The organism is Streptomyces sp. MI02-7b (assembly GCF_033793585.1).
Taxonomy (GTDB): domain Bacteria; phylum Actinomycetota; class Actinomycetes; order Streptomycetales; family Streptomycetaceae; genus Actinacidiphila.
The window spans coordinates 35,501-55,165 of the sequence record NZ_JARAWX010000020.1 but is presented as its reverse complement, the minus strand read 5'-3'; the positions used below and the strand labels follow the sequence as shown (position 1 = coordinate 55,165).

The 19,665-nt window shown below is 68.9% G+C and carries 15 protein-coding genes, 1 tRNA gene and 1 pseudogene; 7 read left to right on the top strand and 10 right to left on the bottom strand.

Features of this window, described 5'->3' with window-relative positions; genetic code table 11:
• Together PV364_RS28875 and PV364_RS28870 are read left to right on the top strand one after the other, a co-directional pair.
• Complete coding sequence (locus PV364_RS28875; protein WP_319663323.1) at window positions 1-1,464, top strand: class E sortase; 1,464 nt, start codon at window positions 1-3, stop codon at window positions 1,462-1,464.
• A gap of 31 nt (window positions 1,465-1,495) precedes the next feature.
• Window positions 1,496-2,224 carry a class E sortase gene (locus PV364_RS28870; RefSeq protein WP_401972989.1) on the top strand — a complete coding sequence of 243 codons (729 nt, stop codon included), beginning with the start codon at window positions 1,496-1,498 and terminating at the stop codon, window positions 2,222-2,224.
• 96 nt (window positions 2,225-2,320) lie between these two features.
• On the opposite strand, the gene pknB is transcribed toward PV364_RS28870, so the two are convergent.
• The 6 genes from pknB to PV364_RS28840 all read right to left on the bottom strand — a co-directional run bounded on the left by pknB (window position 2,321) and on the right by PV364_RS28840 (window position 10,371).
• Complete coding sequence (gene pknB, locus PV364_RS28865; protein WP_319663322.1) at window positions 2,321-4,321, bottom strand: Stk1 family PASTA domain-containing Ser/Thr kinase; 2,001 nt, start codon at window positions 4,319-4,321, stop codon at window positions 2,321-2,323.
• A gap of 151 nt (window positions 4,322-4,472) precedes the next feature.
• Window positions 4,473-5,936 carry a penicillin-binding protein 2 gene (locus PV364_RS28860; RefSeq protein WP_319663321.1) on the bottom strand — a complete coding sequence of 488 codons (1,464 nt, stop codon included), beginning with the start codon at window positions 5,934-5,936 and terminating at the stop codon, window positions 4,473-4,475.
• On the bottom strand, window positions 5,933-7,321 hold the full coding sequence (locus PV364_RS28855; protein WP_319663320.1) for an FtsW/RodA/SpoVE family cell cycle protein: 1,389 nt from the start codon (window positions 7,319-7,321) through the stop codon (window positions 5,933-5,935). The genes PV364_RS28860 and PV364_RS28855 overlap by 4 nt, the downstream gene beginning before the upstream one ends.
• A gap of 28 nt (window positions 7,322-7,349) precedes the next feature.
• Complete coding sequence (locus PV364_RS28850; protein WP_319663438.1) at window positions 7,350-8,924, bottom strand: PP2C family serine/threonine-protein phosphatase; 1,575 nt, start codon at window positions 8,922-8,924, stop codon at window positions 7,350-7,352.
• A 57-nt stretch (window positions 8,925-8,981) separates the two neighbouring features.
• Window positions 8,982-9,503 (bottom strand): FHA domain-containing protein, encoded by a 522-nt coding sequence (locus tag PV364_RS28845; protein ID WP_319663319.1) that lies wholly within the window; start codon window positions 9,501-9,503, stop codon window positions 8,982-8,984.
• Window positions 9,504-9,513: 10 nt separating this feature from the next.
• On the bottom strand, window positions 9,514-10,371 hold the full coding sequence (locus PV364_RS28840) for a DUF3662 and FHA domain-containing protein (protein WP_319663318.1): 858 nt from the start codon (window positions 10,369-10,371) through the stop codon (window positions 9,514-9,516).
• Between the two features lie 363 nt (window positions 10,372-10,734).
• On the opposite strand from PV364_RS28840, the gene PV364_RS28835 reads away from it, so the two are divergent.
• Window positions 10,735-10,818 (top strand) — tRNA-Leu (locus PV364_RS28835).
• Window positions 10,819-11,020: 202 nt separating this feature from the next.
• Here the strand turns inward: PV364_RS28835 and PV364_RS28830 are convergent.
• The 3 genes from PV364_RS28830 to PV364_RS28820 all read right to left on the bottom strand — a co-directional run bounded on the left by PV364_RS28830 (window position 11,021) and on the right by PV364_RS28820 (window position 13,176).
• A complete protein-coding gene (locus PV364_RS28830) occupies window positions 11,021-11,914 on the bottom strand; it encodes a hypothetical protein (RefSeq protein ID WP_319663317.1) in 894 nt (297 codons plus the stop codon).
• Between the two features lie 213 nt (window positions 11,915-12,127).
• Window positions 12,128-12,367 (bottom strand): hypothetical protein, encoded by a 240-nt coding sequence (locus tag PV364_RS28825; protein WP_319663316.1) that lies wholly within the window; start codon window positions 12,365-12,367, stop codon window positions 12,128-12,130.
• A 170-nt stretch (window positions 12,368-12,537) separates the two neighbouring features.
• Complete coding sequence (locus tag PV364_RS28820) at window positions 12,538-13,176, bottom strand: TetR/AcrR family transcriptional regulator (RefSeq protein WP_319663315.1); 639 nt, start codon at window positions 13,174-13,176, stop codon at window positions 12,538-12,540.
• A 141-nt stretch (window positions 13,177-13,317) separates the two neighbouring features.
• Between PV364_RS28820 and PV364_RS28815 the strand changes: the two genes are divergently transcribed.
• From PV364_RS28815 to PV364_RS28800, 4 genes and pseudogenes are all read left to right on the top strand, one after another.
• Window positions 13,318-14,169, top strand: a complete 852-nt coding sequence (locus PV364_RS28815; protein ID WP_319663314.1) for an alpha/beta hydrolase — start codon at window positions 13,318-13,320, stop codon at window positions 14,167-14,169.
• The gene (locus PV364_RS28810; RefSeq protein WP_319663313.1) at window positions 14,162-14,623 is read left to right on the top strand and encodes a DUF4260 domain-containing protein; all 462 of its coding nucleotides are present in this window, start codon (window positions 14,162-14,164) and stop codon (window positions 14,621-14,623) included. The genes PV364_RS28815 and PV364_RS28810 overlap by 8 nt, the downstream gene beginning before the upstream one ends.
• A 389-nt stretch (window positions 14,624-15,012) precedes the next feature.
• Window positions 15,013-15,302, top strand: a pseudogene (locus tag PV364_RS28805) (transposase); the annotation flags it as partial.
• A 660-nt stretch (window positions 15,303-15,962) separates the two neighbouring features.
• Window positions 15,963-18,431, top strand: coding sequence for a PA14 domain-containing protein (locus tag PV364_RS28800; RefSeq protein ID WP_319663312.1), 2,469 nt, complete (start codon window positions 15,963-15,965; stop codon window positions 18,429-18,431).
• Window positions 18,432-18,746: 315 nt separating this feature from the next.
• Here PV364_RS28800 and PV364_RS28795 read toward each other — a convergent pair whose 3' ends face one another.
• A complete protein-coding gene (locus PV364_RS28795; protein ID WP_319663311.1) occupies window positions 18,747-19,337 on the bottom strand; it encodes a TetR/AcrR family transcriptional regulator in 591 nt (196 codons plus the stop codon).
• Window positions 19,338-19,665 lie beyond the last annotated feature (328 nt).

The window sequence follows — 19,665 nt, the reverse complement described above, 5'->3', positions numbered from 1 at the left end:
GTGACCGCGCATCGGCACTTCGGTGACACCGCCGAATTCGCCGCCGTGGTGGAGCAGTTGGCCGATCCGCTCAACGACCCGCTGCCGAGCGCCTCGCGGCGTGCGGAGCGGTCCGGGGAGTCCCCGGACCAGGAGCAGGAGCCGCCTGCCCGGGAGCCGCGACGGACAGCGGAGGAGACCCCCGGGTTCGCGCCGGGACCGTACCCGCCCCCGCCCCCGGGCCCGCGGCACGCGCAGCCCTCCGAGTACGAGCCGGCGGCCCAGGCCCAGGCTCAAGCCCCGTCCCCCCAGGCTCCGTCCGCTCCGGTGTCCGTGCCGCCGCGGGAGGACCCGGCGCCGCAAGCGCCCGAAGGCCCCCGTGTCGTGCGCCGCAGGCCCACCGAGGAGGAACGGGCCACCGCCCGGCGCAGGGCGGCCGGCGCCCCGGGCGACACGATGGCGATGCCCGTCGTGGACGACCCCGGCATCGCCCCGCGCCGCTCCACGGGCCCGGGCCCGGGCCCGTGGAGCGGTGCCGGCGCCGGGGGCGAGCCGGGGGAGAGACCCGAACCGCCGCGCCCGGAGCGCGAGGAGGACGGCATCCCCGCGGTGGGCGGGCGCGCCGCCCGCCGCAAGGCCGCCCAGGAGGCCGCACGCCGCGGCGGCAGGGGACGCAGGCGCTCTGGAGCCAACCTGGTCTCCCAGGACGCCACAGGGGCGCTCACGGCCCCGGACGCGTCCACCCCGGCGATGGCCTCGGCCCCCCGCTCCCGCCTGGAGGCGCGGCGCGCGGCCCGCGCGGCCAAGGACAGCCCAGGAGTGATCGCCAGCCGCGTCGTCGGCGAGGTCTTCATCACCTTCGGCGTGCTGATGCTGCTGTTCGTCACCTACCAGCTGTGGTGGACCAACGTCCTCGCCCACCAGCAGGCCGGCGGGGCCGCCAACAACCTCCAGAAGCAGTGGGAGGGCGAGAAGGCGACCCCCCGCGACCCCGGCGCGTTCTCACCCGGCCAGGGCTTCGCGATCATGTACATCCCCAAGCTGGACGTGAAGGCCCCCATCGCCGAGGGCACCGACAAGCACAAGGTGCTCGACAAGGGGATGATCGGCCACTACGACGGCCAGTTGGAGACGGCGATGCCCTGGGACAAGCAGGGCAACTTCGCGCTCGCCGCCCACCGCAACACCCACGGCGAACCGTTCCGCTACATCAACAAGCTGGTGGACGGCGACAAGGTCGTCGTCGAGACGGAGTCGACGTACTACACGTACGAGGTCACGAGCATGCTGGCCTCGACCCCGCCGTCCAACACCTCCGTGATCAAGCCGGTCCCCAACGGATCGGGCTTCACCAGGCCGGGCCGCTACATCACCCTGACCACCTGCACACCGGAGTTCACGAGCAAGTACCGGTTGATCGTCTGGGGCAAGATGGTCGAGGAACGGCCGCGTGACAAGGGCAAGCCGGACGCGTTGGTCGAGTAGGCCGGGTACGTACGCACAGATCGGGGCAGCGGTGACGACCACCCAGCAGGACCACCACCGGGAGACCCCGCCGTACCCGCGGCGCACCCGCGACGGCGTCGCCGCAGTCGTCAGCCTGATCGGTGAACTCCTGATCACCGCGGGCCTGGTGCTCGGCCTCTTCGTCGCCTACTCCCTGTGGTGGACGAACGTCCTGGCCGACCGCCAGGCCAGGCACGACGGCGACGCCGTCCGCCGCCAGTGGGCCGTCGAGCAGCCGGGCAAGCTCGACACCAAGAACGGCATCGGCTTCCTCCACGTCCCCGCCATGGGCAAGGACTTCGAGGTCCTGGTCCGCAAGGGCACCGGCACCGACGTCCTCAACGAGGGCGTCGCGGGCTACTACACCGACCCGGTGAAGTCGGCCATGCCCTGGGACAAGCAGGGCAACTTCACACTCGCGGCCCACCGCGACGGCCACGGCGCCAAGTTCCACAACATCGACAAGATCGAGAAGGGCGACCCGGTCGTCTTCGAGGACCGCGACACCTGGTTCGTCTACAAGGTCTTCGCCGTCCTCCCCCAGACCTCGAAGTACAACGTCAAGGTCATCGACCAGATCCCCCGTGAGAGCGGCAGGACGAAGGCCGGTCGCTACATCACGCTCACGACCTGCACCCCCGTCTACACCTCCCGCTACCGCTACATCGTCTGGGCCGAACTCGTCCGCACCCAGAAGGTCGACGCGAAGCGGACGCCCCCGGCGGAGCTGGGCGGCTGATCCGCCCGATCCCACCTACCTCGCGGAACGGCGAAGGGGCCCCGGACACGATGTCCGGGGCCCCTTCGTCTGTCCGCCTGGTCGGCGCCGGCCGCGTCAGCCGCCGTTGCCTCCGTTGAAGAAGCCTCCGCCGCCGTTGTTCCCGCCGGCGTTCGGGTCCTGGACTCCGACCGTCAGCGTGTCACCCGGCTTCATCTGAGAACCGGGCTGCGGGTTCTGGTTCTGGACGGTGGCGTTGTCGTTCCCCGCCAGGTTGGGCGGGAAGACCACCAGCTTCAGTCCCAGCTCGCTGGCGATGCCCTTGACCTCGCCGAGAGACTTGCCCGTCAGGTCGTCGATCGCGTTCGTGGACGGCGGCTTGGCGATGATCAGGGTCACCGTCTCCCCAGCCTTGACCGTGCTTCCGGCTGTCGGGTTGGTCGAGATGACGGTGCCCGCCGTGTGGTCGGGGGACTCCTGCTCCGTGCGGCTCACCACAAGGCCGTCGGCCTCGAGGATCTGCTTGGCCTCCGCCTCGGTCTTGTTGCTCACGTCCTTGATCGTGACCTCTTGCGGGGCCACCGCGACCGTAAGCGTGATCGTCGCGCCCTTGGCGCGCTTCTCACCGCCGTCCGGGTCCTGCTTGAGGACGGTCCCCTCCTCCTTGTCGGAGGTCTGGGACTGCTTGTCGACCTCGAAGCCCGCCTGCTTGAGCTCCTGCTCGGCGTCCTCGAACTTGTCCCCGGTGACGTCAGGGACGTCGATCTTCGCGGCGCCCTTGGAGAGGTTCAGGGTGACCGTCTGATCCTTGGGGATCTCCGTGTTGGGCGCGTCCGACTGCTTGCAGACCTTGCCCTTGGGCTGGTCGTCGCAGAAGACGGTCTCGCCGAAGGCGATCGTGAGGTTCGCGTTCTTCGCCTTGGTCTCGGCCTCGGCCTTGGTCACGCCGACGAACGCCGGAACGGAGACCGTGTCGCCCCCGCTGCCGTTCCCGGAGAAGAGCGCCTTGCCCATGAAGATCGCGCCGATGAGGACCAGGACGGCCGCGACGACGAGCAGGATGGTCGAGGTGTTGCTCTTCTTGGGCTTGCGCCGGCCACCGCCGCCGGGCTGCTGCTGGTCGTAGCCGAAGCCGCCGTCGTCGTCGCGCATGGGCGGCAGCATCGAGGTGCCGGCGTCGTGCTGAGGGGGCATGGCCGTGGTGGCGGCGTCGTGCCCGTAGCCGCCGTAACCGCCGCCGTAGCCCACGGCGCCGAGGGCGACCGTGGCGCCGACGGGCTGGCCGTCGAGGCAGGCCTCGATGTCGGCGCGCATCTCGTCGGCGGACTGGTAGCGGTAGTCCGGGTCCTTGGTGAGCGCCTTGAGGACGATGGCGTCCATCTCGGGGCTGACCTCGGGGTCGTACACGCTCGGCGGCTGCGGCTCCTCCCGGACGTGCTGGTACGCCACCGCGACCGGGGAGTCGCCCACGAAGGGCGGCCGCACGGTCAGCAGCTCGTACAGCAGGCAGCCGGCGGAGTACAGGTCGGAACGGGCGTCGACGGTCTCGCCCTTGGCCTGCTCCGGTGAGAGGTACTGCGCGGTGCCGATGACGGCCGCGGTCTGCGTCATCGTCATGCCGGAGTCGCCCATGGCGCGGGCGATGCCGAAGTCCATGACCTTGACCTGGCCCTGCCGCGTCAGCATGACGTTCGCGGGCTTGATGTCGCGGTGCACGATGCCGGAGCGGTGGCTGTACTCCAGCGCCTGCAGGATGCCGACCGTCATCTCGAGCGAGCGCTCGGGCAGCAGCTTGCGGCCGGAGTGCAGCAGCTCGCGCAGGGTGGACCCGTCCACGTACTCCATGACGATGTACGGGATGGAGACCCCGTCGACGTAGTCCTCGCCGGTGTCGTACACCGCGACGATCGACGGGTGGTTCAGCGAGGCGGCCGATTGGGCCTCACGGCGGAACCGGGCTTGGAAGGACGGGTCGCGGGCGAGATCCACCCGGAGCGTCTTCACGGCGACGGTGCGGCCGAGCCGGGTGTCATGGGCGATGTACACCTCGGCCATGCCACCGCGGCCGAGCACCGAGCCCAGCTCGTACCGGCCGCCGAGGCGACGCGGCTCTTCCATAGCGCTTGCCCTTCCTAAACCGTCCGTGTGGCTGCTCGGGCATACCGTACCCGCCGCCGCGTACCGATCCCGGCCCTGGCCGGTAGCCGATATACGACCGGTATCGCGACGTGCGTTTTAGCGCACATACAGAGATACGGCGTGACCGGCATCACTTGTTCAGCACGGCCTCCATGACGCTCTTGGCGATCGGGGCCGCGAAACCTCCACCGGAGATGTCGCCGCGGTTCGCGCTCGCGTCCTCGACGACGACGGCGACCGCCACCGGCGAACCGGAGTCCGTCTTGGCGTATGAGATGAACCACGCGTAGGGACTCTCGCTGTTGTCGACGCCGTGCTGGGCGGTACCGGTCTTGCCACCCACGGTGACGCCGGGGATCTGTGCGTTCTTGCCCGTGCCGTCGCTGACGACGGTCTCCATCATCTGCTGGAGCTTCTGGGCGTTCTCCGCGCTCAGCGGCTGGGAGAACTCCTTGGGCTTGGTCTGCTCGATCACGGCGTTGTTCGGAGCCTGCAGCTTGCTCACCATGTAGGGCTGCATCAGCGTGCCGTCGTTCGCGATCGCGGAGGCCACCATCGCCATCTGCAGAGGCGTGGCGGCGGTCTCGAACTGGCCGATGGACGACAGCGCGGTCTGCGGCTTGTCCATGGTCTTGGAGATGTTGCTCGCCGCGGTGCGGACCGGGATGAAGATCTCCTGGTTGAAGCCGAACTTCTGGGCCTCGTCGACCATCTTGTCGCGGCCGAGGTCGGCGCCGATCTTGCCGAAGACCGAGTTGCACGAGACCTGCAGGGCCACCCGGAGCGTGGCGTTCTTGCAGGGGATGGGCCCCTCGTTCTTCAGCTCCTGGTGGTTGGTGTCCGGGAGGATGTAGGGGACCGGCGAGTCCGTCGGGTCGTCGATGTTGCTGTACAGGCCGTTCTCCAACGCCGCGGCCGCCGTGACCACCTTGAAGGTCGAGCCCGGCGGGTACGTCTGGCGCAGCGCCCGGTTCAGCATCGGCTCGTCCGGGTTGTTCGCCTTCAGCAGCGAACTCCAGGCCTTGGCGTCCTTCTTCGAGTTGCCGGCGAAGGAGGACGGGTCGTACGACGGCGTGCTGGCCAGCGCCAGGATGGCGCCGGTCCTCGGGTCGATCGCGGCGACCGCGCCCTTCTTCTTGCCCAGGCCCTCGAAAGCGGCCTTCTGCGCCTTGGCGTTCAGCGTCGTGACGACGTCGCCGCCCTGCTTCTGCTTGCCGGACAGGATGTCGACGGTGCGCTTGAAGAAGAGCCGGTCGTCGTCGCCGGTGAGGATCGAGTCGTAGATCGACTCCAGCTGGGTGGAACCGAAGGCCTGGGACGCGTAGCCGGTGACCGGCGCCCACAGCGGGCCGTCCTTGAAGGTCGCCTTGTACTGGAAGTCGCTGCCGTTGGTCTCGGCGTGACCGGTCACGGCCTTGCCGTCGACGAGTATGTCGCCGCGCGGGGTGGCGTACTGGTTGATCGCCACCCGGCGGTTGTTGGTGTCGGTCCTGAGTTCGTCGGCCTTCACGAACTGGACGTAGTTCACCCTGATCAGGAGGGCGAGTACGAGCAGTCCGCAGAAGATGGCCACTCGTCGCAGGGGCTTGTTCACTGGACGCGCACCACCTGGGTCGGCTCGGCATCGGGGGACGAGGCGGGGGTCGGCGCCGGGCGGCGCGCGGTGTCGCTGATTCTCAGCAGGATGGCCACCAGCGCCCAGTTGGCGATCACGGAGGAACCACCCTGGGCCAGGAACGGCATGGTCATACCGGTCAGCGGGATGAGACCGGTGACACCGCCGGCCACCACGAACACCTGGAGCGCGAAGGCGCCGGACAGGCCGATCGCCAGCAGCTTGCCGAAGGGGTCGCGGGCGGCGAGGGCGGTGCGGGCGCCGCGCTCCACCAGGAGTGCGTAGAGCAGCAGTATCGCCATCAGGCCCGCCAGGCCCAGTTCCTCGCCGACGGTGGCGAAGATGTAGTCGCTCTTGGCCGCGAAGCCGATGAGCCGTGAGTACCCCTGGCCGAGACCGGAACCGAACAGGCCGCCGGAGCCGAAGGCCCACATGGCCTGGGCGGGCTGGCTGGCGCCCTGGCCGGCCTCGAGCGTGCGGAACGGGTTGAGCCAGTCCTGCACACGGCTGTGGACGTGCGGTTCGAAGCTGGCGACCACCACGGCGCCGCCCACGGACAGCAGCAGACCGAACACGATCCAGCTGGTGCGCTCGGTGGCGACGTACAGCATGATCACGAAGAGGCCGAAGAAGAGCAGCGAGGTGCCCAGGTCGGTCTCGAAGACCAGGATCAGGATGCTGAGCGCCCAGATCACCAGGATCGGGCCGAGGTCCCGACCGCGCGGCAGGTACATGCCCATGAAGCGGCGGCTGGCGAGCGCGAGCGCGTCCCGCTTGACCATCAGGTAGCCGGCGAAGAACACCGCGATGATGATCTTCACGAACTCACCCGGCTGGATCGACATGCCGCCGACGGTGATCCAGATCCGGGCGCCGTAGACGGGCTTGAAGAAGACCGGGAGGATCAGCAGGACGAGCGCGACCACCATCGAGATGTAGGTGTAGCGCTGCAGGATGCGGTGGTCCTTGAGGAAGATCAGCACGCCCAGGAAGAACGCGACCCCCAGCGTCGACCACATCAGCTGCGTGGGCGCCGAGGAACCGCCGGGCAGCGACGGCTCCTGGTCCAGGCGCCAGATGAAGACCAGGCCCAGACCGTTGAGCAGCGTGGCGATCGGCAGCATCAGGGGGTCGGCGTACGGGGCGAACTTGCGCACCACAAGGTGCGCGACAACGGCGATCGCACCCAGACCGAGCCCGTAGGCGAGCATGCCCGCGGGCAGCGAGCCGTTCTTCGCCAGGCCCACGTTCGCGTACGCGAAGACCGGGATCAGCACCGCGAAGGCGAGAAGCGCCAGCTCTGTGTTGCGACGGCTCGGCGCGCCGACGGATGTGATGGTCGTGGTGTTCGTGACAACGCTCATGCTGGACTGACGGCCCTCCTGCAGACTGCTAGCTGCCCGTGGGGCACTGCTCGGCCAGCGCCTGGTCCTCGGCGGTGAGGGTGGGGCTGGTCGACGGACTGGTGGTCGCGCCCGGGGACGGGCTGCTGGGGGGCGGGGTCGCGGTGGTGCGGCCGGGGGTCGGGGAGCCCGAGGGGTTGCCCGTGGCCTTTCCGGAGGCGGTGCCCGCGCCCTTCTGCTGGTTCTTCCTGGCGGCGTCGGCCGCGTTGACGCGGGCCTTGTCCAGGGACTCCTTGGTCTGGCAGACCTTGGCCTGGTGCTCCAGCTCGTCGGCGGTCTTGCGGGCGTCGGCCAGGTCGCCGGCGGCGATGGTGGCCGTCACGTACTTCCGCTGGTTCTGCGGTAGGTACTTGAGTTCGATGCCAGGGCGGTCCTCGTGGACCTTCGACAGGTTGACCCAGGCCAGCTTCTGCTCGATGCCCTGGTAGATCGCCGCGTGATCGTCCTTGACCCCGACGTAGTACTGCGTCTGGGTCCAACGGTACGCGCCGTACAGGCCACCGCCGACGACGCCGAGGGCGACCAGCAGCACGAGGGACCGCTTGAGCCACCGGCGCGACTTCACCGGCTTGTCGAGTTCCTCGCCCTCGAAGGCGCCGAAGCTGCCCATGGGCGCCCCGGCCGCGGGGTCGGCGCTGCCGGGCGGGCCGAAGGAGCCCTCCGGGGCCGGCGGGCGGCCGAGCTCTGAGGCGCGGCCGGCCGGGGTCTGCAGGTGGCGCGGGTCGGTCACCGGGATGTGGTGCCGGCTGTCGGCGACGGCGCCCACGACGACCGGGGTGTCGTGCAGCTGCACGGCCAGGGTGTCGCCGTCGTCGATGTCCAGGACGTCGGCGACGATGCAGGTGATGTTGTCGGGGCCGCCGCCGCGCAGGGCGAGCTGGATCAGCTCCTGCACGGTCTCGGCGGGCGCCTGGTAGCCGGCGAGGGTGTCCTCCAGCGTCTGGTGGCTGACGACGCCGGACAGGCCGTCCGAGCAGATCAGGTACCGGTCGCCGGCCCGGACCTCGCGGATCGACAGGTCGGGCTCGACCTGGCCGCGGCCGTCGAGCGCGCGCATCAGCAGCGAGCGCTGCGGGTGCGTGCCGGCCTCCTCCTCGGTGATCCGGCCCTCGTCGACCAGCCGCTGCACCCAGGTGTGGTCCTGGGTGATCTGGGTGAGCACGCCGTCGCGCAGCAGATACGCGCGCGAGTCGCCGACGTGCACCAGGCCGAGCCGCTGGCCGGTCCAGAGCAGGGCGGTGAGCGTGGTGCCCATGCCCTCCAGCTGGGGGTCCTCCTCGACCATGACGCGCAGCTGGTCGTTGGCCCGCTGCACGGCGGTGGCGAGCGAGGTGAGGATGTCCGAGCCGGGGACGTCGTCGTCGAGCGTGACGAGGGTGGAGATCACCTCGGACGAGGCGACTTCACCGGCTGCCTGGCCGCCCATGCCGTCGGCAATGGCGAGCAGCCGCGGGCCGGCGTAGCCGGAGTCCTCGTTGCCCTCCCGGATCATTCCCTTGTGCGAGCCGGCGGCGAAGCGCAGCGACAGAGTCATGCGCACCTCGCCCGTCGGCTCCGGGTACATCCGCACGCTGCCCACCCTCTCGCTCGCGCTCGCTGGCTGTGCTCGCCCATTGTGCGACTACTTCCGCAGCTCGATGACGGTCTTGCCGATGCGGATCGGGGCACCGAGCGGAATCGGGGTCGGCGTGGTCAGCCGGTTCCGTTCCAGGTAGGTCCCGTTGGTGGATCCCAGGTCCTCGACGATCCAGTTGCCGTCCCGGTCCGGGTAGATCCTGGCATGCCGGCTGGACGCGTAGTCGTCGTCGAGCACGATCGTGGAGTCGTGGGCCCGGCCGAGCGTGATGGTCTGGCCCTGGAGCGCGACGGTGGTTCCCGCCAGCGAGCCCTCGGCGACCACGAGCTTGGTCGGTGCCCCGCGACGGGCCCGGTTGTTCTGCGGCTGCTGCCGCTGGGCCGCCGCCTGTGGCTGCTGTTGCCGCTGCTGCGGCGGTCGCGTCTGGTCGCCGCGGCGCCCGGCCGCGCGCTGCGTCACCCGGGTTCCGAACAGGTCGCTCCGGATGACCTGCACGGCCACGATGACGAACAGCCACAGCACGGCGAGGAAACCCAACCGCATGACCGTCAGGGTCAGCTCTGACATTGCCCCCGCTTCACCCTTCGGCTTGCCGGTACACGATGGTGGTACTGCCCACGACGATCCGTGAACCGTCGCGGAGCGTAGCGCGCTGGGTGTGCTGCCCGTCCACCACGATGCCGTTCGTGGACCCGAGGTCCACGACCGTCGAGGGCGTGCCGACCCTGATCTCGCAGTGCCGGCGGGACACACCCGGGTCGTCGACCCGCACGTCGGCCTCGGTGCTGCGCCCGAGGACGAGCGTGGGCCGGGAGATCTGGTGGCGGCTGCCGTTGATCTCGATCCAGCGGCGTACGTTCACACCGGCGCCGTGACCGGGGGCCGTACCGGTGCCCGGGAGCCGGGTCACGGGGGCGGCCGCGCCGGGCGGCGGTGCGGCGGGCATCGGGGGCGCCCCCGCGGGGCGCTGCGGGGCCTGCGGGGGGTAGCCGTAGCCACCGCGGCCCTGGGGCGCGTTCCGGTCCGGTGCGGGGGACTGCTGGAACTGCTGCTGGGACTCGCTGGAGGCCAGCGTGCGACTGCGGACCCGGTACAGACCGGTGTCGAGGTCGTCGGCCTTCTCCAGATGGACCTTGATCTGGCCCATGAACGTGTAGCGCTGCTGCTTGGCGTAGTCGCGCACCATGCCGGCCAGCTCGTCGCCGAGCTGGATGGCGTACGGGCTCAGCCGCTCGTAGTCCGAGGTGCTGAGTTCGACGATGAAGTCGTTGGGGACCACCGTGCGGTCCCGGTTCCAGATGGTGGCGTTGTTGTCGCACTCGCGCTGCAGCGCGCCCGCGATCTCCACGGGCTGGACCTCGGACTTGAACACCTTGGCGAAGGTGCCGTTCACGAAGCCCTCGAGACGCTGCTCGAACTTCTTGAGTACTCCCACGATGCACCTCCTTCCTCAAGGCCCTGCGGTTGTCGCGGGCTCACGCCGCGATCCTTCCCCTTCGATCCTTCCGGTACTGCTTACTGATCGTATCCACGCACCGGGAAAACCGGTGGTTCCCCGATCGGCCCCGCGGGACCGGTGTCAACGCTCACAGGGGCCGCTGCCGCTTCCCCACAGGGATGGTAGAGGCGCCTCAAGCCAGTGTCCCGCAACAGCGGACGGTTCCCGCCCCGTGGGGGTGCCCGGAAACGGATGTGAAGCCACCCTGAACAGCGTGCTAGTGTTCTCGGTGTCGGAAGGCGCTGACGCACCGAACGGGAAGCCCCGCAGAGTGTGACAGAATCTCACGGCAGCACCCATGCGCGGGTGGCGGAATAGGCAGACGCGCTGGATTCAGGTTCCAGTGCCCGAAAGGGCGTGGGGGTTCAACTCCCCCCTCGCGCACAGTACAGTTGAGGTACCGACGAAACGGGCCTCCGGTAGTGACGAAAGTCGCTACCGGGGCCCGTTTCTCGCGTTGATCAAGGGATCGGCCGGTCGGCCCGCCCGATCGTTGCGTCTCTCACACGTCGAGAGCCCCCTCGTCGGCCGTCAGTGGCCGACGAGGGGGCTCTGTTGCGTGGCTGCGTCCTGTATGTGATGCGTGTCACTCAGATAGCGGACGCCAAGTGGCCGATCGGAGTCCAGGTGCCCAGGGGCTTGGTCTTGCGTCTGCGGTTGGTGCGCCTGACGGGTCGTTCTCCGTTGAGGGCCAGGCTGTCCAGCCATCGTGTGATCTGTTGGCGTGGGCGATCTGGAACACAAGAAGGATGGTCTGGGCGGCGAGGCCGCGGATGGGGCGGGATCGTGAGGATTCGTTGGCCTCGGCGAGCGGGCTCTTGGCGAAGCCGTTGAAGCCTTCGACGCTGTTGCGCAGGCGGAAGTAGATCTTCTGCCACTGTTCATCGCCGTAGTCCAGGGCTTGCCAGTGCTTGGCCCCTTCTTCTGGGGTGAGTGTGATGACGCGTTGGCGGCAGACCTTGACGGGGCCGGTGGGGCTGGGCTCGGGGTCGACGAGCGGGAGCTGGATGCCGCGGCCGAGTGAGCGGGGCTTGAGGGGGCATTGGACCTTGCCGGCCTCGGCAGGGCACATCATGCGCTGGTGGCCTTCGGCGTCTTCCCGTTCTTTGGCCATGAGGCGGTAGGGCTTGCGGGCGGCGATGCGTGTGGTCCAGGTCTCGCGGTCGATACGCCCGGCGTGCAGGTCGCCGGTGGCGTCGACGAGGGCCTGAGGCATGGAGGGGCAGTACCAGGTGCCTTCGACGAGGGCAGCGCCTTGTGTTCCGCCCTGGTTGCCGAGTTGGTCGACGCGGTAGTCGTAGACCGGCTTGTAGCCCAGGGCTCTCACAGGCAGCTGCCAGTCGGCGGGTTCGGAGTTGTTGTACGCGCGGTAGCTGGGCGTGCAGCCCCGGTCCTGGAGACGGGAGATCGTTTTCAAACCGTTGTATGCGGGCCGCCGTCCGGTTCCGTGGTGGTGAGACCTGCGCGCATGCTGCGCCACCGTCAGGGCTCAGGCTTTGACCAAAGCCCTGACGGTGGGTGGTCTCGCCGACGGCTCACCCGTTGGTCACCACGTCGCCTTGATGGTCTGGGTGTTCGGCGGCCTCCACACGGGGCCGCCGGCACCGTACCTCTACCCCCAACTGTGCCACCGCCGCCGCGGTCAGCCTCGAACGTCGTCGACGAGGTCGAACCGGACCCGGAGTGCTCCGGCCTACGCGACCCGGCGCTGCGCCAGAGTGCGCACGCGAGCGGCGTCGATGGCACGTACGCCCCCGCGGACCGGGTCGAGCGGGATCAGGTGCCGATGGAGCTCGCGGACACGGACGTCGAGGTCGGGATGGATCCGTGTGCGGCGGGCGAAGCGGATTTCGGCGATCGTGCGCGGATGCACCGTCAGACGCATGGCGAGCAACGTGGCGGGCCACCCGGCGCGTTCCAGATCGGCCGACAAGCGTCAGCGGTCGCACCTCTCCCACCTGTGCGACTGCGTTCCCGTCAGTCGCGCCACTCTTCCTTGACCACCGCGCTGAGCACTTCTTCCAAGCCGCTCAGACGAACGCGGTCTGCCCGTGCTCACCGGTGAAACCTCCGTCGGCGGTATCACCACCGAGATCGAGTCGTTCAGCCGCTGGAGGTTCTGTCTCGTCGGGGCAGGACTCCGTTGAGGATGAGGTCGACGGTGCCGATCATCTCCGCGGTGAGGTCGAAGGGCGCCGGCTCTTCGGCGGCCCATGCGGTGAGGATGACGTAGTACGACGAGGACAGGAGCAGGCCCACCCGGTCCGCGTTGACGGCCGGGTCGATCTCACCTTTCTGCTGTGCCCCGCTGATGATGCCGGCGAACTCGACGGCGAGTGGCGAGCGCTGCCAGATGTTCGTCGAGTGCACCGACCCGAGGATCACGGCCACGCTCTCCGGCCGGGACGCGTCGCTGAGCCGGCCCATCTCGGTGAAGTACCGCACCAGGATCTCCCGGGCGGACGAGTCCGGGCCTGCGGCGTAGGCGGCTTCGATGGCCTTCTCGCGGCGGCGGACGGCCCATTCCTGCAAGAAGGCGACCTTGCGGGGGAAGTGGTTGAAGACCGTGGTCCGGGCGACGTCTGCCCGCTCGGCGATGTCCTCCATCGTCGTTCCCTCATACGTCTTCTCGACGAACAGTGCCAGGGCGACGTCGTACAACTCGGCGCGGCGCCGCTCCCGCTGACGTGCGCGGCGATCCTGCGGCGGCGACTCGGGGGTTGCTGAAGTTCCGTTCTTCATGATCGATATCTGCTCTCTTCCGACTTGACAAGTGTACTCCAGTCCGTAACTGTACCTGAGTACAGAGTTGAACCCGGAAGCAATTTTGGGCCGGGGAACAATCTTGCATCCGGATTCATCGCAACGCGCCAGGAGACGACCATGATCATGCCCCTCAGCCAGCAGACCCACTACCTGACCGTCGACGGCGGTCGCATCGCATACGAGGTGGCCGGTGACGGTCCGCTGGTGGTGCTCGCCCACGGCATGGGGCAGAGCCGCGCGGCCTACCGGTTCGTCGCGCCGCAGCTGGTTGCGGCCGGATACCGGGTCGCCGCGGCCGACCTGCGCGGCTGCGGCGAGTCGGCCGCGGCGTGGCCGTCGTACTCCCGCACCGACATCGCCGGCGACCTGCTCGCCCTGATCCGTCACCTCGGCGGCCCGGCCGTGCTCATCGGTCACTCCATCGCCGGGGGCGCCGCCACCATCGCTGCCGCTCGGGAGCCCGGCCTGATCACCGGAGTCGTCGAGATCGCGCCGTTCACCCGTGCCCAGGCGATGAAGCTCGGCGACCTCGGCAACAGGTCGTACCGCCGGGGCGCCTACCGGATGGCCGGCGCGATGCTGGGCAGCGTGACGCAGTGGCTCGGCTACCTCGACCACGCCTACCCGGGCCGCAAGCCCGCCGACTGGACCGAGCGGCAGGCCCGCATAGCGGCCGAACTGCGAGAGCCCGGCCGGATGAAGGCACTCCAGTCGATGCTCAAGACCTCACCGGCCGACGCTGGGGCGAAGCTCGCCGATGTGCGCTGCCCGGTGCTGATCGTCGAAGGCTCCCTCGACCCCGACTGGACCGACCCGCGGGCCGAGGGCGAGGCCATCGTCGCGGCGCTGCCCGCCGGCATCGGCCGGCTCGCGATGGTCGACGGCGCCGGTCACTACCCGCACGACCAGTTTCCCGAGCAGACGGTGGCTCTGATCGCCTCGTTCCTGCAGGAGAACACCCGTGCCTGAGGTCACTGACGTCCCGGCCGCAACCACCGTGGACAACCCGCACAGGCCGAACGCCGACGACCGGGACTTCCACGGCGTGGTCACCGGCCGGCCCGCGGTCTGGCTGCGCGTCGAAGGTCTTGCCGGGGCCATCGCCGCACTGGTGCTCTTCGCTACGACCGACGAACCATGGTGGCTGGTTCCCGCGCTGTTCCTCGTCCCGGACCTGTCCTGGTTCGCCTACCTCGCCGGCCCGAAAGTCGGCGCCTGGATCTACAACCTCATGCACACCGCACCGCTGCCTCTCGCCCTGATCGTCGCGGGCACCACTTGGGAACACAACTCACTGATCGTGACCGGCGCCATCGGCCTGTTCCATCTCGGCTTCGACCGCGTCCTCAAGTACGGGGTCAAGTACGACCACAGTTTCATCGTCACCCACCTCGGCATCCACGGCCCCGACAAGCACCGGTAGACCGGGGCCGACCGCGCGCCGGCGGCTGACTGATGTCAACGGAGATCCAGAAACCGACTCCCCCGTGGAACCGCAGGGGGTCAGTTCTGGATCTCCACTCGCGCAGCTCCTCCAGCTCCGCCAGTAGCGCCGGCATCCCTCCCTGCTCAAACCGCTCCTGGACCACCAAGGCAACGTGCTTGAGCGCCTCACAGCAGCCGAATTCATCGGGCTCGGGCACCTCTAACCGCACGTACTGCAGAGCTTCCGTGTACCTCTCGCCCGTACCGGCCTGGCGACGACGGGCCATCTCGCATCGGTGGACTGCTTCTTAGGGGCTTCCGCTGCGGGACAGAGTGCAGGGCGTAGCGATCATGGAGTCCACACGCTTTGTGATCGTTGGGGGATCCATGCCCGTGCTGCCGTCATGGCCGATCGAACCGTGGTGGGAGCAGTTCGTGGCGCTGCTTCCCGTGCGGCCGGGGTATCACCCGGGCCATCCTCTGGGCTGTCATCGTCGGCGTGTCGGCGACCGGATCGTCTTCGACAAGTTGCTGCAAATGTTGCGATTCGGCTGTTCTTACGAGGCGATCGCCGACACGACGTGCTCGGCCACCACAATCCGCACCCGCCGCGACAAGTGGATAGACCTGGGCGTGTTCGTGTCTGACTCAAACAGATCGCGCTGGTGTGCTACGACGTACTCGGGGATGTCGAGTTGTGCGCGCACGGCTGGGCTGAGGCGGAAGTAGAGAAGGTCTGTGGTCCGTTCCAGGACGATCTTTCCGCCGGTGATCTGGCAGCACAGGTGGAGACCGACCAGAAGCGTGCGGAGGCGGAGTCTGCGATGACGCCCACGGGGGAGATGGGCGAACTCTTCGAGCAGCGGGACGAGCCCGCTGCTGTCGACTTCTTCGATCGCGGGTTCAACGTCCGCGTCCGGGAGGTGGTTGCGCTGGATACGCATACCCGCCAGCCGCGCGTGGCGGTCCTTCGCTGCCGTGCGGCTGCCCGTCACTGCTCACCTCGCAGCAGAGCAGCCCGAGTTGCCGCCCCCGCCGCAGCAGGGCTGGCGGAGCCGAGGACGGGAAGATCACGTGACGGTCACCGCGCACCGCGCTGACCGACTCGCCGCTGATCCAGCTCAATGGACGGACACTTTTCATTCATCACCGAGACGCTGAAAAGACACGTTCTATTTACTGTGTTGTTCCGACAGGGTGTGAATGGCGCAGCCACCTGTCGCCCCGCTATCGAAAGCAAAAAAAATCCCTTGGCCGTACAACCCCATGCGGCTCTCGTTGATCACATACCCCGTACGACTGTCCGCGGGGCGGTCATGTGTCCAAAAGGGGACTCAGTGAGCAGTGTCGGTAGATCCCGTCTGGCAGCGGGGACCGCGGTGGTGGTCGCGCTGACGGGCGGTCTCGTCGCGGTGGCCACCTCCCAGGCGGGGGCGGCGACGTCGTGTGCGACGAACGCCTACACCCGGCAATTCTTCGCGAACACCGGATTCTCGGGTGCGGTGAAACGTACGGACTGCGACACCGCGATCAACGAGAACTGGGGCGGCAACTCGCCCGGGGTCTCCGGTGTCGGCAAGGACAACTTCGGTGTCCGGTGGAGCGTGAAGCGCGACTTCGGCTCGGGCGGTCCCTTCGCGTTCTCCGCGTCCGGTCAGGACGGCATCCGCGTCTACCTCGACGGTGCACGCAAGGTCGACCTGTGGAAGAACGGCACCTCCACCGTCTCGAAGACGGTGAACCTGACGATCCCCAAGGGCACGCACACCTTGCGGGTCGACTACGTCAACTGGACCGGCTCGGCCGCCGTCAAGTTCGCCTACACCCCGCGCAACGGGGCAACCGTGGACCGGGTCGCGCCGCTCACGCCGACCGGGCCGTCGATCGCCCGGAATGCCGACACGAAGCGGAACGTGCTGCGCTGGTCGGCGAACAAGGAGATGGACGTGGCCGGTTACCGCGTCTACCGCCGCACGCCCGACCAGGCCTCCTTCGGCAACCCCATTGCCACGGTCACCAGTACGGGCTTCACCGACACCACCGCCGGCACGACCACCCACCTGTACGAGGTCCGTGCGGTCGACAGGTCGGGCAACGTCTCGGCGGGAACGGCCGACGTCTCGGTCGCCGGCAACCCGGCGTACTTGCGTCAGTACTTCGCCAACACCAGCCTCACCGGTACCCCGAAGTACACCGACACCGATACCGCGATCAGCGAGAACTGGGGCGGGAACGCGCCCGCCGTGTCCGGCGTCGGCAAGGACAACTTCGGCGTGCGCTGGCAGATCACCCGCGACTTCGGCTCCGGGGGTCCCTTCGCGTTCTCCGCGTCCGGCCAGGACGGCATCCGCGTCTACCTCGACGGTGTGCGGAAGATCGACCTGTGGAAGAACGGGACCTCCACCGTCTCCAAGACGGTCAACCTGACGATTCCCAAGGGCACGCACACCCTGCGCGTCGACTACGTCAACTGGACCGGGAACGCCGCCGTCAAGTTCGCCTACGCGCCCCTGACATCGGCGTCTGTGGACCACGTCGCCCCCCTCGCGCCCACCGGGTCCAAGGTCGTCTACAACGAGAGTGCCGACTCCGCCACCCTCACCTGGGCGCCCAGCAAGGAGATGGACCGGGCCTACTACTGGGTCTACCGGCAGACCGCTTGGGGTGACTGGGGCGCTCCCAGGGTCGTGACGGACAAGACGACCTGGACCAGCACCGGACTGCTTCGAGACGGCGAGCCGGTCAACTTCATGGTCCGCGTCACCGACCGTGCCGGGAACGTGTCGGAGGGCACACCCGTCCTGACGGTCACCCCGGTCGACACCGTCGCCCCGGCGGCGCCGGTCCTCTCCGTGACCCACGAATCGGGCACCGCCAGTTCCCTCCGGATCAACTGGGCTCTTGGCGGGAGCGACGACGAGGTGCGCGGCGGCGGCACCCTCAAGCTCTACCGCTCCACCGGCGACACCCTCGGCGACGACCCCGAACTCGTCACCACGGTGTCGGCGGCCTCGCCGTCGGTCTCATGGCACGTGGACGATCTGCCCGCGTTCGACGGAACCAGCTACACCTACGGCGCCGTGGTCTCCGATGCCGCGGGCAACGTGTCCCCGATGTCGCTTCCGGTCACGGTGACCCCCGACCGCGTTCCCCCGCCCGCGCTCACCGGCCTGACCGCCTCGCCTCGTGCCGACGGCGTCGTACTGAGCTGGGACACCCCGGCCGAGAGCGGCCTGCGCTATGTCGCCGCCCGCGTCGTCCGGCGGGCCGACGGCAGCATCCACTACGACAACACCGGGTGCTACGACGCAACACCGGGGCTCACGCTTCCCGGCAGGGATGTGCCGAACGCACTGCTCTGCGTGGGACCCCCGGACGGCGAAACGGTGACCTTCTTTGTTGCCGCGATGGACCGTTGGGACAACCACATCGCCTGGGCGTCCGCGCCCACCGTCACCATCACCGAACCCGACAACAGGCCCGACGACGCCCGCGGCGAGGACACCGGCCCGCTCACCATCGTGAACCCCACCACAGTGAGTGAGCTGGGATACGTACAGTGGACCTGTGACGACGCGGCCCTCTGCGCCGGCATCACCGAATACCAGCTGGACAAGTGGAACCCCTCCACCCGCGCCTACGAACGGTTCCGTACCGTCCCGAGCTCGGCGAGCAGCACCCTTTACAAGTCCTACGTGCCGATGCCCCAGCGCGATACGACCTACTTCCGTATCACCGGAGTCCTCGCCGACGGCACAGTCGCCGCCGTGACGCACGGCGCGGGGTCACACGGCGTCGATCTGTGAGCCCCGTAGGCGGTCCCCGCTGCTGATCGCCCCGCACCGGAGCAGAAGGCCGCGTTCTCCAGGCCGCGGCCTTCTGCAGTACTCCCCCGTCACCTTGCTCACGGTCCCCGGCGAGGTGGCCGGGCGTGTGACCCCGCTCCTGGCGCCTGGAGATCGTTTTTAAACCGTTGTACCCGGGACGCTCCAAGTACGGCCCCTCCGACGCCGCATCGTCCACCTGCCCCCGCCCCCGCGGGGATTCCCGGCGCGGGAGCCGCCGCCTGGCGGCGGCCGGGCTCAGAGGCCGGCGCCTCCTGACGCCGGCCCGTCCTTCCGTCAGCCCGCCGCGACGACCAGAGCGACACCCTGGGCCAGGGTGCGCGCCGCGGATGTGGAGTCGCCGAGGTAGCCCGCGACCATCGCTCCGTCACGCAGGGCGACCACCATGTCGGCGGAGTGCCGGGGATCCGTGACGCCCATGGTCGCGAGGGTGTCCTCCAGCACCTGGTGGAACCACTCGCGGTGCCTCAGCACGGCTTGGTGGATCGGACACCCCCGATCCGGGTACTCCGCGGCCGCGTTGATGAAGGGGCAGCCCCGAAACCCCGGACCGCAGATCTCCTCGCCGATGCTGTGCGCGACGACATCGAGCAACGCCGCGCCGCCGCCCGTCTTCTCGGCCGCCACGGCCACCCGGGCCCGGATGTCGTGATCGGTGGCGTCCAGGTAGCCGCGCACCAGGTCGTCCTTGCCCTCGAAGTGCCGGTAGAAGGTGCCGCGCGCGACGTCGGCCTCCGCCATCACCCGGTCGACACCGACAGCGCGAATCCCTTCGGTGTAGAAGAGCCTGCTCGCCGTGGTCAGCAGTCGCTCCCGCGCCGCTGACTTGCGGCCGGTCGTGGCGGGCCCGCTCGTCGTCTCGGTCATGGAGACATTATATAGAACGTTCCTTCCACAATCCGGGGCAAGGGCGAGACTCGGCGCCCCGGCGGCATCGCCACCGGCACGGGGGCCGCCCAAGGGCCGCTCGCATGTCCCCGGGGGCCGTCCGATATTTCCGCCGGGGCGGTGCGGACGGATGCGCGGACCGGCACGCAAGAGACGAAAGGCCAATATGCGGGCCGGGGGTACGGGCCGTTCTCCGGCAGGAGGGCCGGAAATGGTTCTGAGGAAAGGAACGGCCTTTGCCCGCCGGAATGGGTGCACGGCGATCAGGGGTCGGCGGGGCGCCTTTTCCGCTCCCGTGTCGCGCGCG